Below are 13,055 nucleotides of genomic sequence, written 5' to 3' on the forward strand. Positions count from 1 at the left end.
ACACTCGTCGAGAGGCTGATTCTGGTGCCGTACCTGCGACGACTCATCCGGCATCGGAACGCGCACCTCGTCGCGGCTGTCGCGCCGACACCACCAGCCCCTTCCTCGTCAGAGGACCAGCCGCAGTTCGTGGGAGTCATCCCACGGTTCGGTCCAGCCGAGAAGGTCGAACAGCCCGTCGAGCAACATCCCGGTGAAGCCCCAGACCAGGTGGTTTCCGGTTGCGTGCTGCACGAGGAATCCGGGTCCGCGCCACTCCTGCCCATCGCGGCGGATCACCGTCGTGCCCCGATTCGCGGGGTTCAGGAGGTCCGCCACGGGAGCTCGGAAGACGTCCGCGGACTCGGCCTGATCGACGGCCCGCACGGGCGACGGATGTTTCCACCAAGCCAGCACGGGAGTCACCGCGTGCCGCGAGAAGGCGAGCGGGATGGTGCCGAGCGATCCGAGCACCTCGACCCCCGCCGGGTCCAGTCCTGTCTCTTCTTGAGCCTCGCGCAGGGCCGCCGCGACGGGTCCGTCGTCGCCCGGATCGACCCTCCCGCCCGGAAAAGCGACCTGGCCCGGATGCGCCCGCAGCGTGAGCGCGCGGGCGAGGAGCAGAACGTCGAGGTCGCGCGAGACCGCTGTCGCGTGAGCCCGGTGATCGCTGGGCAGCGAATCGAGAACACCGAACAAGATAAGGACGGCCGCGGCCCGAGCGTCATCGACGGGAGGCCCGAAGCGGGCGGCGATGTGCGGATCGAACCGGCCGGCCGCGATGACCTCGGTCAACGCCATCAGCTGCGATCGCGCGTTCTGCGGTGTGGACGGCGTGGATGGTGCAGACACCCGCCCAGCGTACGTCGCGCTCCCCCGCCGAGGCCGCGAATGTCTGGCACGGTCACTTCGTTTGATTCGAGGTCCGTGCATGCGCCGATTGTGGCAGCGGGCGGGGCGTCGAATTCGGGAGTCGTTCCCCGATCGCATCCGCTAGTCAGGGCTTTCTCCGCCCGACGACCGGACCGAGTGCCCAGCGCCGGCTCCCGAGGAGAATTTCATGTCAGATCCGCGCGATCCGAACGGCATCGGCGAGCCCGCGTCCGAGGTCACTCCGGAGCAGACCCTCGAGCAGCCCGGCGAGCAATCACCCGATCTGGCGGGCGATCAACACGCTCTGCAGCACCCCGCGCCCCCGACATCCGTTCCGCCTCTTCCGCCCTACGCGGCGGCGTCGTATCCGGGAGGCTCTTTCCCTGGCGGCTACCCCGACGCAGCACCGGTCTACCCGGGCGCCGCGCCAGAAGGTGTTCCCGCGGGGGCGCCACTTGTGCAGCCCTACCCTGGCGTACCGCCCGCGGCAGCCTATGGGGGTGGCTACCTGCCGCCTCCCGTTGACGGCGCCGCTCCCCAGCCCGGATCGCGACCGAAGACGCTCGCGATCATCGGTCTCGTCCTAGCGCTGATCGGTCTGGTCATGGCGTTCGTGGCCTTCGTCACCTGGTTCTCGGGTTTCGTTCTGCTCGCCGGCTTCGTCGTGGCGCTCATCGCGCTGACGAGCATGCCGTCGACCCTGCGACCGCGGCTGAAGACCTCGTCGTCGTGGAATCCACTCTCGGTCGCACGTCGTACCACCCGACAACGTGGTGGTACGTCGTCTTTCTCGAGAACCCGAACGCCGACTACGTCTTCGATCTCGCCGGCATCGACGTCGAGACGCTCGGCGCGAACGGCACGATCGTGGACACGTCGTCGGACTACCCGACCATCCTGAGCGGAACGACCGCCATCACGGGCGTTTTCGCCGCCGTAGGGCAGGCAGAGATCGCCCAACCGCCTCGTTCTGAGCCCGCGAACACCCGCCATCTGGCCTTTTTTGGAAGCCCGTTCTCACCGGGCGTCCAGGGAACGTACCGGAAGCACCCAGGTGGGGTGTGCCAAAGTCGTTGCTTTGTGTCCGCAGGTGCGGATGCGACGCGCCCGCCCGAGGGCGCTGCTCACCGATACGGAACTGGTCTTCATGCGCTCTGCCTCGACTTCTTTGCCTGCCCGCCGCACCCGCCGACTCGCCGAGCAAAGCGCTCGCAGAGCACGCCGCCGCCCCGCCCTCATCACGTCCGGACTCGCTGTCGCGCTCGTCGGGGCCCTCGCATTTTCGACCGTTCCCTCGGTGCAAGCTGAGGCGTCGTCGGTCTCCGACCGGTCGGACTCGACGCTGACGATGACTCGTGCCTCGTTCACGACGTCCGTTGCGACAACGCCGATCCTCACGGCGACAGGCACGGATGAGGGCTCCTCCGAGATGCGCGAAGCTCTTGCCGCGGCAGATACCTCGATTTCGGCGGCCACCGCGGTGACGTCGGACATCCAGGCATCAGGCCTCGACGTGGGCGAGCCCGACACCAGCGTCGACACTGCTGCGCTCGAGAAGGCCGCCGATCGCCTCGAGGGTGCTGACATGCTGCCTGCCCCGTTGGTGCTGGGGCTGATCTCCGACGTGAACGAACTCGTCACGCCGGTCAACGAACGTGTCGCCGGTTTGCGCGGCAGCCTCGAGGCGGCCGTTGCGAAGAAGGCGGCCGAAGAAGCCGCCGCCGCCGAAGCCGCGCGCGTCGCGGCCGAAGAGGCCGCCGCTGCTGCCGCAGCCGCCAAGCAGACAGCTCCCCGTGCGTCGTCCGGTGGCGCACCGGCGCTCGCCCAGAGCGGCACGAGCGCCGCGGAGGCGCAAGCGACCGCGCGCGGGATGCTTGCCGCACGCGGCTGGGGCGACGACCAGTTCTCCTGCCTCGTCTCGCTCTGGAACAAGGAGTCCGGCTGGAATTACCAGGCATACAACCGCTCGAGTGGTGCAACCGGTATTCCGCAGGCCCTCCCGGGGAGCAAGATGGCTTCGGCCGGTGCTGACTGGCAGACCAACCCGGCGACGCAGATCTCCTGGGGTCTGGGCTACATCTCGGGTCGCTACGGCACCCCGTGTGGCGCCTGGTCGCAATCGCAGTCGGTCGGCTGGTACTGAGCAGCTAGCAAGGGCGTCGGCCCCGCAAGCGGCTACTCGCGACGCAGGATCTTCTCCATCTTCTTGCCGCGCGCGACCTCATCGACGAGCAGGTCGAGATAGCGGATCTTTTGCATAAGAGGATCCTCCACTTCTTGGACACGCACGCCGCAGATGGTCCCCGTGATCAGGGCAGCATTCGGGTTGAGCGTGGCCTCGGTGAAGAACTGCTCGAAGGTCGTCCCGTCGGCGAGGTGTCGTTCGAGGGTCGGCTTGTCGAACCCCGTCAGCCACTCGATGACTTCGTCGACCTCGCCCTGCGTGTGTCCCTTGCGCTTGGCCTTCGCTACGTAGTGCGGGTACACCGCCGATACGGCGGTGGTGAAGATGCGGTGCATGCCGTGAGCCTAGCCATGCACCTGCGACACCGCGCACACTAGCTGCATGAGCGGCGCACCGTGGGTCCTCCATGTCGACCTCGACCAGTTCATCGCAGCGGTCGAAGTGCTGCGGCACCCGGAACTGGCGGGCAGGCAGGTCATCGTGGGCGGGCGCGGCGACCCAACCGAGCGCGCGGTCGTGTCGACCGCTTCGTATGAGGCGCGCGAGCTGGGAGTGGGATCCGGGATGCCGCTGCGGATCGCCGCCCGGAAAGCTCCGGACGCGGTGATTCTGCCCGTGGATCGCGAGGCGTATGACGCCGCCTCCGCGCAGGTCATGGCGGTAGTACGCGGTCAGCCCGGCGCGGTCGTGCAGGTTCTGGGCTGGGATGAGGCGTTTGTCGGAGTGACGACCGATGATCCGGAGGGGTTTGCACGGCGCATCCAGACCGCCGTTCTCACGCGAACCAAGCTGCACTGCAGCGTCGGCATCGGTGACACGCTTGTGCGCGCTAAGGTCGCGACCGGCTTCGGCAAACCTCGCGGTGTCTTCCGGCTCACCGCGACGAACTGGCTCGACGTCATGGGAGAGCGCCCGACCCTCGAGATGTGGGGCATCGGGTCGAAGATCTCGAAGCGGCTCGCGACCCTCGGCATCCGAACCATCGCCGAACTGGCCCGCGCGGACGAGGGCGCGCTCGCCCGTGAATTCGGTCCGCGGATCGGTCCCTGGTACGCGCAACTGGGGCGGGGCGAAGGTTCGGCGACAGTGGACGACACCCCCTATGTGCCGCGCGGGCACTCCCGCGAAACGACCTTTCAGCAGGACCTCGAGGCACGCGAGGAGATCGAGGATGCGGCACGCTTACTGCTCGCCCAGGTGCTGGCGGATGTCGCGGCCGATGCGCGACCTGTCGTCGGACTGGGACTGAAGGTGCGCTACGCGCCGTTCCTGACGAAGACGTTCACGCGGAAGGTGTCGGCGACGACGGATACCTCGATCGTCACGGCCGAGGCCATGGCCCTGGTTGCGAAGATCGCGCCCGACAGGCCCGTGCGACTGCTCGGCATCCGCGCCGAGATGGCGACGCCGGAAGATGCGCGCGGGGGTCACACACCGACCCGCAGCGGGTGGTGAGGCTACCGCAGGGACCACCGCGCGAGAGCAGGGCTTCCGGCACGGAGGAGGATCCTGGCCGCAGACGGATCCTCTCACCGAGCCGAAGTCCTCACTTCGCGCGGCCCGGGCAGGCCCGCACTCGGCGTCGGAAAAACGCGGCGTCAGCCCGCGCCCGGCCCCCGCCGTATTCCCGCGAACAGCGCGTGCATCAGCGGCAGCACCGAACCGACCATCAGTACGGTGCCGAACACCGGGTCCTCCGGGCGGAGCACGGCACCGCCGATGAACAGTCCGGCGAACAGCACAGCCGAGACGACCCGGCGCGCCATCCGCTCCAGCCGAGCCACGCGCCGGTCGAGCCGCGGGGTGTCGACCGAGATATCGCCGTCCTGAACGCGGGTGACGAGATCGTCGAGGCGCCGCGGGAGTCGCACCGCCAGCGTCGCGATCGACAGCGCCTCTTTACCGACCGCCTGGGCGATGTTGCCGCGTTCGTCGCGCAACAGTTGTGCCGCGTACGGCTCGACCGAGTCCCACAGGTTGAACGCGGGGTTCAGTCCGCTGCAGACGCCCGACGTGAGCGACGATGCCCGGATGATCAGCAAGAAGTTCTCGGGCAGCTGGAACGGGAGCGACCGCACGGCATCCCCGAACTGGATCGCGAAGTCGCGGAACTCGCGCGGGTCGACCTCCTGCAGCTCGGCGAAGCCCATGCCACCGAACCGCGCGAACAGCGCCGTCATGGCCCGCTCGAGCTCACCGGTGTCGGCCGAGGGCAGCAGCACCCCGACTTCCCGGATCGCGTCGACGAGCCCTCGCCCGTCGCGCGACGCCACGGCGATCAGCAGCTGCCGCATCCCCCGGCGAAGCCCGGGAGGGACCTCGCCCATCATCCCGAAGTCGATGAATGTGAACCGCCACGCGGGCGACGAGGCAACCGAGGCGGATGCATCGGCCCCGGCATTCGCGCCCGCCACCACGCCGCTCCCGCCGGCGCCGGTGCCCGCGGCATCCGGCATCAACGTCACGAAGACGTTACCCGGGTGCGGATCCGCGTGGAAGAAGCCGTGGTCGAACAGCTGATCGAACATGACCGACGCGAACTCACGGGCGACCTCGTCGGGGTCGATGCCTGCGGCGCGGAGACCGTCGTAGTCGTTGATCTTGATCGCCGTGACGTCCTGCAGCGTCAGTACGCGCCCGGTCGAGCGTTCCCACACGACCTCGGGCACCGCCACCCGCGGGTCGCCCTCGAAGTCGCGGGCGAAGCGTTCGGCGTTGGCGGCCTCGTGGACGTAATCGATCTCTTCGAGGCTCGTCACCGCGAACTCTTCGACGAGCGCCGGCGCATTCACGCGGGTGTAGACGAGCCGGATGCGGCTGAGCCATCCGCCGACCTTGCGAAGCGCGGCGAGGTCCACATCGACGATCTGCTGGATGCCCGGGCGTTGCACCTTGACGACGACCGCGTCGAGCCCCGTCTCGCTCGCGTCGAGGGCCGACAGGCGGGCGCGGTGCGCCTGCCCGAGGGATGCCGCGGCCACCGGAGTCTCGTCGAACCACGAATAGGCGCGTTCGAGCGGCATGCCGAGTTCGGCCTCGGCGGCCGATCGGATGCGATCGAACGGCACGGCAGGAACCTCGTCCTGCAACCCCTCGAGCTCTTTCGTGATCTCGGGCGGTAGAACGTCGAGGCGCGAGGACATGAACTGTCCGACCTTGATCATCAAGCCACCGAGGTCGACGGCCAGCCCATGGAATGCTCGAGCGAACCGCTTCATGCGCTTGTTGCGTGTGCGCACCGCGATCCGGGTCAGGCCGATGCGGGGCAGAACGAGTTCGAACCACCACGTCTGAGCAAGGAAGCGCGCAGCGAACCGCAGGATGCGCCGATACCGGGCGCGCATGGCGCCGGCATCGTACGCATCGGTCTCATCGACGACCCTGCCGCTCACTGTGCTCCCTCGCGACGCCTTCGCGCCGAGGGCACTCCCGTCAGTCCTGGGCGAGGATCGAGTAGAGCTTACGACGCGCGTCTTCGAGCACGGAGACGGCCTGCTGCACCTGCTCGGGGGTACCCGTGCGGGCAACCTGAGCCGCAGCCTGGGCCAGCTCCACGCCGGCCTTGGGCAGCGCCGTCGCGCGTCCGCTGCTCTCGCGAGCGCCGGTGCCGGCTGCGGATGTCTGCCACGGCGCCGGACGCTCACCCGCGGTATCCGCTTCGGCGCGTCCCGCCTCGGTCAGCGCATAGGTCTTGCGACCGTTCGCCTCTTCGGCGGTGACGAGGCCTTCATCGGTCAGCAGCTGCAGGGTCGGGTAGACCGAGCCGGGGCTGGGCTTCCAGCTGCCGCCGCTGCGCTCTTCGATCTCGTGAATGATCTGGTAGCCGTGCATCGGGCTCTCGGCGAGCAGGGCCAGAACGGCCGCACGCACATCACCGCGGCCCATGCGGGCCCCGCCCTTGGGCATCACGCGACGCTCGAACTCGTCGCGAAGCTGCTCCATCGCATCCCAGATTCCGGCGCCGGTCTTGCCGAAGCCCGAGCCCAGTCCGGCGCCGAAGCCACCATTGCCCAAGCCGCTTCCGCCGCCGAATCCGAAGCCGTTGGTTCCGAATGAATCGCTCATCATGACCTCCATGCGGTGTCGATTGCCGCCTATCCAACGATAGTCAACGATATGTCGCTGAGGGTCGTTTCGATACGCGGATGCCTGTGAAGTCGCCGTGTGCTTCGGGACGGCCTCGCGCGCGACAACAGGCCCGTCAGACGGACGCGTCGATGAACTCGCTGAGCAGGCGGTGCGTGTGCGACAGCTGCACGATACGGTCGGCCATGTCGTTCCGCACTGCAATGAGCTGCTGCGCGACTTCCCGATGCACCGAAGCGGGCGCTTCGCCGGTGCAGGTGAGTACCGATTCGACGACGGGACGAGCGAAACCCAGGCCGAACATGGTGTGGATGACGCTCGCGCGCTCGACCGCGGTGTCGTCGTACTCGCGGTAGCCGTTACCCCTCCGCTCCGCGTGGATGAGTCCGTGCTTCTCGTAGTAGCGCAACGAACGAGGACTCACTCCGCTTCGTCGACTGAGCTCACCGATGTTCATGCGCCCCTCTTGACCTTGACACGATGTCAGAGTTTAGCGTCATCGACGATGAACAACGCCGGCACGCTACAGAAGGCACTCTCCATGCGACACACACTCGATGTCGACGGGATACCGTGGCAGGTACATGTTTGCCACGATCGGGTTGAGCGTCATCAGAACGCAGAGCACCACGAGCAGCCCCGGGGTGAGCCGCGGTACGCCCTCGCCGCCGATACCCCCGCCACCACGTCGGTCGATCGGGCCAGCCACCGGATCCGCGACGCGTTTGACGCCGTTGGCGAAGCGGCGGGCGGAATGGTACGCCCACACCACCTTCGAACAACGCCACCGCCGCGCCGTCGAAGACCGCACCGTCTGGGTCACCGACCTCGACGACGGCATGGCCGAACTCCGTGCAATCCTGCCCGCCGCCATCGCGCATGGCGTCCACGACCGCTTCAGCGAAATGGCACGAACCGTGATTGACGCGCGGCGGCACGCTGCGAACCCGGCTACCGACGCGGGCGGATGCGGGCAGGCGGAGCCCGCCGACAGCCTTGATGTCCGCACGACGGACCAGATCCGAGCCGACATCCTCGGCGACCTGCTCCTCACCGCCGCACCCACCGGCCACGACGGTGGACCCACCGACCTGGCCGGGATCCGCGCAACCGTTCACATCACGGTCCCGGTCATGTCGCTGATCGAGAAGCGCATCACAGATCCCTACGAGACCGCGTTCCTCGTCGGGCACTCCCCCATCGACCCGCAAACCGCGTGCGTGCTCACCGCCGGAGCACCCGGGTGGGACCGGATCCTCACACATCCGATCTCCGGTCAGGTGCTCGCCGTCGACCGATACCGGCCCAGCGAGCAGCAACGAAGACACCTCGCCGTCAGAGATCAGCACTGTCGATTCCCCGGATGCCGGATGCCCGCGAAACGCTGCGATGTCGATCACACGATGGACCACGCCCACGGCGGGGTGACTCAGACCGCCACCGCGGCCTGACCAACAAAGAACCTGTCTACGAAATTTGACACAGCCCAAACTGCTGGCGGGCGATGTCTACGGGATCCACGCCGGAAACTCCTGACTCGATGTCTGACCGCACGAAGCGGCTGATCCAATTCGTCAGGGAACTGCTGCCCGACACAGGGACGAAGGTCCAGGGCGCGCAGAGTCAGGAAACGACGACCGTGGGGGCGTTGGCGTTCATCAGCACCTCGTGGAGCGTCTGACCCACCCCCAGAGCGCTGGTCTGCCGAGATCGTCCGACGACGAGCAGCGCCTTGTCACGGGACAGGTTGAGGATCGCGTCCGAAGGGTGCCGCTGCGCGACGTGCGCCCACACGTCTAGGTTCGAATCGGTGTCCAGTGCGGCGGTGCGGGCAGCCGCGAGCACGTCGTCGCGGTAGGCCGAACGCAGCTGCCCGCCGGATGAGACGGCATGAACGATAGCGAGAGAGCAGCCGCGACGCGCGGCCTCCTGCGCGCCACGCTGCGCAAGCGCGGGCGCGTTCTGCAAGTCTGCCACCGCCACCGCCACACCTGTGCATAGGCGAAGGTCGATCGAAGGGACCACAGTCATGGTGCCGCGCACCGCGGCCGCCAGCTGGACCGCGCGGAGACCGAACATCCGTCCGCGGGCGTAGCCGGTCTTGTCGGAGCCGATAACGACGACATCCCGCTGGTCTGCAGCCCGGGCGAGCGTGTCTGCCACCATCCCGCGCTCGACAGTCGTGGTGATCCGCGCCGTCGGGTAGCGATTCAGCAGGTCGTCCGCCGCATCTGACAGGACGTGGGCCAGCCTTCGAGCCACATCGTCGCCGTACTCGGCGCCCACAGATCCCGCGTCGTCGTCGGCGATCCCCACAAGGCTGATGGCGCCGTCCGGAAGCGTCCGCGCGGCCGCCCAGGTGAGGGCGGCGCGACTCGAGGCGGAGCCGTCCACTCCCACGATGTAGCGGCCACCAGGGCCGAGCAGCGGGTCGGTCCGCTCCTCCGGAGACATCCGGCGCGCGGGCACGAAGGTGTCGCTGATCATGGTTACCTTTCTTCGCCAGAAGCAAATTGGAGCAGGGTCGATGCTGGGGCGTAACCTATGGATCTGGCAGGGCCGTTGGTCCCGCCGGTTCCCGAGGCTCGAGGAGACGTGTGGGCGCCCATCCTTCCGTGCACTTCCCGGACCTGCCGCAATCCGAGCTCGAACTGGCGATCGCGGAACTGGTCGACAAGGCGAACCGGGTGCTCGCCACTCAAGGACGGCTGCGCGAGCTGCTCGCGGCAACCCGAGCCGTCGGCGAAGGGCTGGAACTGCCCACCGTGCTCCGGCGCATCGCTCAGGCCGCCGTCGACCTCGTAGGCGCGCAGTACGGCGCGCTCGGAGTGATCGGCCCCGACGGGGAACTCGAGCAGTTCATCCACGTCGGCTTAGACGATGCCACGGCCGCGCGGATCGGCGACCTTCCTCGTGGGCGGGGGATCCTCGGCGCGGTCATCTCTGACCCCGCCCCGATCCGTCTGGATGACCTGGGCACGGATATGCGCTCGCACGGGTTCCCCGCAAATCATCCGCCGATGGGCAGCTTCCTCGGCGTTCCTGTGCGGGTGCGGGATGAGGTGTACGGCAACCTCTACCTCACCAATCGCACCGGCGGCTCTTTTACCGCGGAGGACGAAGAGCTCCTCACTGCGCTGGCCACCTCGGCTGCCGTGGCGATCGACAACGCTCGCCTCTTCGGGGATGCGCAGCTCCGTCAGCGGTGGGCGCTCGCGTCGGCCGAGACCGGGGCGGCACTGCTCAGCGAGGAGACTGCAGATCCCCTCGCGGCGGTCGCCCAGGCCGTCGCACGTCTCACCGACGCCGCCGTGGTGTGTCTCGTCGCCTCGTCCCCGAGCGGTGGAGCGGTGGTGGAGGGCGCGTGGGGGGACGAGGCGGACGCCTTCCGCGGACGCATCTACCCCGCGGCGACCACTCTGAGCGAGACGGTAATCGAGTCGGGGAACCCGCGCCTGTCGGCCGGCGTGCCGTACCCGGACCGCTCCGACGAGTTGACGGGACCCGCCATGGTGGTTCCCATCGGCCGACCGGACGGCACCCGTGGGGCGCTGGCGATCGCCCGCCCACGTGATGCCGCCCGCTTCCTCGAGGTGGACTTGGACCTGGCGATCGAGTTCGCGACACACGCCAGCGTCGTGCTGGAGCTGCGCGAGGCCCGGCGTGCACACGAGCGGCTCACGCTCCTCGAAGACCGGAACCGCATAGCCCGTGATCTGCACGACAACGTGATTCAGCGCCTCTTCGGGGCGGGCCTGACCCTGAACGGTGTAGACGTGGAGCGTCTACCCTCAGGCGTCCGCGAGAAGGTGGACGTGGTGACGAACCTTCTGAATGAGGCGATCGCGGAGATCCGGAAAACGGTGTTCGCTCTCCGCGCCTCCTCACCCGGACGGCCCGCTACCCGCCAACGCTTGCTGGACATCGTGAGCGATGCCGCAGGCGCATTCCCGAACCCGCCGCACGTCTCACTCGAGGGGGATCTCGACCTCCTCGTCCCCGAACCTGTGCTCGATGATTTGGAAGCTGTTGTGCGCGAAGGACTATCGAACGCAGCGCGGCATGCCGAAGCGAACGGAGTATCGGTGAGCGTGATCGCCAGACCGGAGGAGATCCGGGTGACGGTGCAGGACGACGGCCGGGGGGCGGGCAAAGCCACCCGGTCCAGCGGGCTCACGAATCTCGCAGAGCGGGCGGAGGCGTGGGGCGGCAGCGCCGTGCTGCACCCCGGCCCGGCCGGCGGCTCAGTGCTCGACTGGCGGATCCCGATGCCCAGACGAAAGAGCGCCACCGCATGATACGGATCTTCCTGGTCGACGATCACGAACTCGTCCGACGCGGCATTGCGGACGTGCTGGAGCGCGAGTCAGATCTCACGGTGGTCGGAGAAGCGGGGACCGTCCGGGCCGCAATCGCGCGGGTGGACGCCACCCTCCCGGACATCGTCGTGCTCGACGTCCGGCTGCCGGACGGCACCGGCGTCGACGCGTGCAGGAAGATCCGCTCCCGTCACCCCGAACTGCCCTGCATCATGCTGACGGCGTTCGACGACGAGGCGGCCCTCGACGCGGCTGTGCTAGCAGGAGCCAGCGGATGGCTGCTCAAAGACATCCGCGGGGCAGGCCTGGTCGATGCGGTGCGGCGCGCGGCCGCCGGTAGGCAGTTGATTCCCGGCGAACTGCGGCGACGCGCGGGTGAGCGGCTGATGCTTCGACAGGCCTCGACCAGTGACGATCCGGACCTGACGCTACGTGAACGGCAGATTCTCGAGTTGATCACCGATGGCATGACGAACAGGCAGATCGGCGAGCGACTCGGCCTGGCGGAAAAGACCGTCAAGAACTACGTGTCGGGGCTGCTCGACAAGCTCGGCTTCGAACGGCGCACGCAAGCCGCCGTGTACGGCGCCGCGCACCGCCGCACCGACTGAGCTCTTCTCCACGGTCGTAGGGACTTTCGCCCCTGAGCAGGTGTGTCGTTCGGGCGGATCATGGCGAGGGGTTCGAGAAAGAGTCCACCATGACCATCCGCATAGTCACCGTCGGCATTGACAGAAGCCTCACCAGCCGCGTCGCGCTCGACTGGGTCATCGAACGAGCGCGGCACACGCCCACCCAGGTCGGGCTGGTCACAGTCGTTCCGGTGCCGCCGCCTGGACTCCGCACACTCGGCACAGTGCGTACCTTCTACGAGGAGAACGTCCGAGAGGCCGCGGACTTCGCGAAGCAGGCTGCTATCTTCAAGACTGTTTCGAGCATGCTCACCCACGGCGACCCCAGCGAGCGTCTGATGGAGGCCAGTTCGTTCACCGACATTCTGGTCGTCGGCACGGACAGACACCCTTAGCGCGGCACCTCGTCTACGGCACTGTCCCCTTGCGCCTGGCCGCGCGGAGCGCGGCTCCCTTCGTGGTGGTGCCGCGCACCTGGACTCCTCACTACGGTCCGGTGCTCCTCGGAGTGGGCGACGACGACCCCGCGAAGGCCGCGGTGGCCTTCACGGAGGACGAGGCGATGCTCCGGGCGGCAGCTATCGCACTCGTGCATGTCTGGGCCGCGGGCCCCGCCTACCCGTCTCCGCTCCACTTCGTCGACTACCCGTGGGAGGCGATCAGGGACGCCGCTGAGACGGTACTTCAGGGAGCCGCCACGGGAATCCGTGGCCGCCACCCCGAGTCGGACGTAGCAACCACTCTGATCGAGGGTCCGACCATCCCCGAGCTTGTCGAAGCAGCTCAGACGGCTCAGCTCCTCGTTGTCGCCCGCGCCGATCGCGGCATTCTCAAGGATCTCCTCCAGCTCGGGTCCGTCGCCCATGACGTTCTGCTCAATGCTCCGGTGCCGGTGGCGATCGTGCCCGCACAGCGCGTCGAGACGCTGCCCGCTTGGCCTTTCGGCCCGCCGGAGTCAACGCTGTCCTGGGGGTGACGAGG

14 protein-coding genes are annotated in these 13,055 nt (G+C 68.0%); 8 read left to right on the top strand and 6 right to left on the bottom strand.

Features of this window, described 5'->3' with window-relative positions; translation table 11 throughout:
* Window positions 1-108: 108 nt before the first annotated feature.
* Window positions 109-831 (bottom strand): NUDIX hydrolase, encoded by a 723-nt coding sequence (locus tag ACXZ1E_RS01630; protein WP_458352021.1) that lies wholly within the window; start codon window positions 829-831, stop codon window positions 109-111.
* 208 nt (window positions 832-1,039) lie between these two features.
* Between ACXZ1E_RS01630 and ACXZ1E_RS01635 the strand changes: the two genes are divergently transcribed.
* Window positions 1,040-1,753 carry a hypothetical protein gene (locus ACXZ1E_RS01635; protein ID WP_458041723.1) on the top strand — a complete coding sequence of 238 codons (714 nt, stop codon included), beginning with the start codon at window positions 1,040-1,042 and terminating at the stop codon, window positions 1,751-1,753.
* Window positions 1,754-1,948: 195 nt separating this feature from the next.
* The gene (locus ACXZ1E_RS01640; RefSeq protein WP_458041724.1) at window positions 1,949-2,995 is read left to right on the top strand and encodes an aggregation-promoting factor C-terminal-like domain-containing protein; all 1,047 of its coding nucleotides are present in this window, start codon (window positions 1,949-1,951) and stop codon (window positions 2,993-2,995) included.
* Between the two features lie 32 nt (window positions 2,996-3,027).
* Here ACXZ1E_RS01640 and ACXZ1E_RS01645 read toward each other — a convergent pair whose 3' ends face one another.
* Window positions 3,028-3,372, bottom strand: a complete 345-nt coding sequence (locus tag ACXZ1E_RS01645) for a DUF2200 domain-containing protein (protein ID WP_458041725.1) — start codon at window positions 3,370-3,372, stop codon at window positions 3,028-3,030.
* A 46-nt stretch (window positions 3,373-3,418) separates the two neighbouring features.
* Between ACXZ1E_RS01645 and ACXZ1E_RS01650 the strand changes: the two genes are divergently transcribed.
* On the top strand, window positions 3,419-4,492 hold the full coding sequence (locus ACXZ1E_RS01650) for a DNA polymerase IV (RefSeq protein ID WP_458041726.1): 1,074 nt from the start codon (window positions 3,419-3,421) through the stop codon (window positions 4,490-4,492).
* A gap of 143 nt (window positions 4,493-4,635) precedes the next feature.
* On the opposite strand, the gene ACXZ1E_RS01655 is transcribed toward ACXZ1E_RS01650, so the two are convergent.
* From ACXZ1E_RS01655 to ACXZ1E_RS01665, 3 genes are all read right to left on the bottom strand, one after another.
* Window positions 4,636-6,429: an ABC1 kinase family protein gene (locus tag ACXZ1E_RS01655; RefSeq protein WP_458352022.1), complete on the bottom strand. Its 1,794-nt coding sequence runs from the start codon at window positions 6,427-6,429 to the stop codon at window positions 4,636-4,638.
* A 40-nt stretch (window positions 6,430-6,469) separates the two neighbouring features.
* A complete protein-coding gene (locus tag ACXZ1E_RS01660) occupies window positions 6,470-7,102 on the bottom strand; it encodes a PadR family transcriptional regulator (protein ID WP_458041727.1) in 633 nt (210 codons plus the stop codon).
* 136 nt (window positions 7,103-7,238) lie between these two features.
* On the bottom strand, window positions 7,239-7,580 hold the full coding sequence (locus ACXZ1E_RS01665; RefSeq protein WP_458041728.1) for a MerR family transcriptional regulator: 342 nt from the start codon (window positions 7,578-7,580) through the stop codon (window positions 7,239-7,241).
* Between the two features lie 127 nt (window positions 7,581-7,707).
* Between ACXZ1E_RS01665 and ACXZ1E_RS01670 the strand changes: the two genes are divergently transcribed.
* A complete protein-coding gene (locus ACXZ1E_RS01670; protein ID WP_458041729.1) occupies window positions 7,708-8,574 on the top strand; it encodes a DUF222 domain-containing protein in 867 nt (288 codons plus the stop codon).
* Window positions 8,575-8,746: 172 nt separating this feature from the next.
* Here the strand turns inward: ACXZ1E_RS01670 and ACXZ1E_RS01675 are convergent, their stop codons facing one another.
* On the bottom strand, window positions 8,747-9,610 hold the full coding sequence (locus ACXZ1E_RS01675) for a universal stress protein (protein WP_458041730.1): 864 nt from the start codon (window positions 9,608-9,610) through the stop codon (window positions 8,747-8,749).
* A gap of 110 nt (window positions 9,611-9,720) precedes the next feature.
* Between ACXZ1E_RS01675 and ACXZ1E_RS01680 the strand changes: the two genes are divergently transcribed.
* The 4 genes from ACXZ1E_RS01680 to ACXZ1E_RS01695 all read left to right on the top strand — a co-directional run bounded on the left by ACXZ1E_RS01680 (window position 9,721) and on the right by ACXZ1E_RS01695 (window position 13,050).
* Window positions 9,721-11,421, top strand: coding sequence for a sensor histidine kinase (locus ACXZ1E_RS01680; RefSeq protein WP_458041731.1), 1,701 nt, complete (start codon window positions 9,721-9,723; stop codon window positions 11,419-11,421).
* On the top strand, window positions 11,418-12,053 hold the full coding sequence (locus tag ACXZ1E_RS01685) for a response regulator (protein ID WP_458041732.1): 636 nt from the start codon (window positions 11,418-11,420) through the stop codon (window positions 12,051-12,053). The genes ACXZ1E_RS01680 and ACXZ1E_RS01685 overlap by 4 nt, the downstream gene beginning before the upstream one ends.
* Before the next feature lie 89 nt (window positions 12,054-12,142).
* Window positions 12,143-12,469 (top strand): universal stress protein, encoded by a 327-nt coding sequence (locus ACXZ1E_RS01690; protein WP_458041733.1) that lies wholly within the window; start codon window positions 12,143-12,145, stop codon window positions 12,467-12,469.
* A gap of 62 nt (window positions 12,470-12,531) precedes the next feature.
* Entirely contained in the window at window positions 12,532-13,050 is a 519-nt protein-coding gene (locus ACXZ1E_RS01695) for a universal stress protein (RefSeq protein ID WP_458041734.1), read from the top strand.
* Window positions 13,051-13,055: the final 5 nt, after the last annotated feature.

The organism is Pacificispira sp. HM-600 (genome assembly GCF_977993705.1).

Coding starts and splice junctions, on each gene's coding strand:
- ACXZ1E_RS01670 (WP_458041729.1), top strand. CDS start 7,708: ATGTTTGCCACGATCGGGTTGAGCGTCATCAGAACGCAGAGCACCACG.
- ACXZ1E_RS01660 (WP_458041727.1), bottom strand. CDS start 7,102: ATGAGCGATTCATTCGGAACCAACGGCTTCGGATTCGGCGGCGGAAGC.
- ACXZ1E_RS01635 (WP_458041723.1), top strand. CDS start 1,040: ATGTCAGATCCGCGCGATCCGAACGGCATCGGCGAGCCCGCGTCCGAG.
- ACXZ1E_RS01685 (WP_458041732.1), top strand. CDS start 11,418: ATGATACGGATCTTCCTGGTCGACGATCACGAACTCGTCCGACGCGGC.
- ACXZ1E_RS01650 (WP_458041726.1), top strand. CDS start 3,419: ATGAGCGGCGCACCGTGGGTCCTCCATGTCGACCTCGACCAGTTCATC.
- ACXZ1E_RS01645 (WP_458041725.1), bottom strand. CDS start 3,372: ATGCACCGCATCTTCACCACCGCCGTATCGGCGGTGTACCCGCACTAC.
- ACXZ1E_RS01690 (WP_458041733.1), top strand. CDS start 12,143: ATGACCATCCGCATAGTCACCGTCGGCATTGACAGAAGCCTCACCAGC.
- ACXZ1E_RS01665 (WP_458041728.1), bottom strand. CDS start 7,580: ATGAACATCGGTGAGCTCAGTCGACGAAGCGGAGTGAGTCCTCGTTCG.
- ACXZ1E_RS01675 (WP_458041730.1), bottom strand. CDS start 9,610: ATGATCAGCGACACCTTCGTGCCCGCGCGCCGGATGTCTCCGGAGGAG.
- ACXZ1E_RS01640 (WP_458041724.1), top strand. CDS start 1,949: ATGCGACGCGCCCGCCCGAGGGCGCTGCTCACCGATACGGAACTGGTC.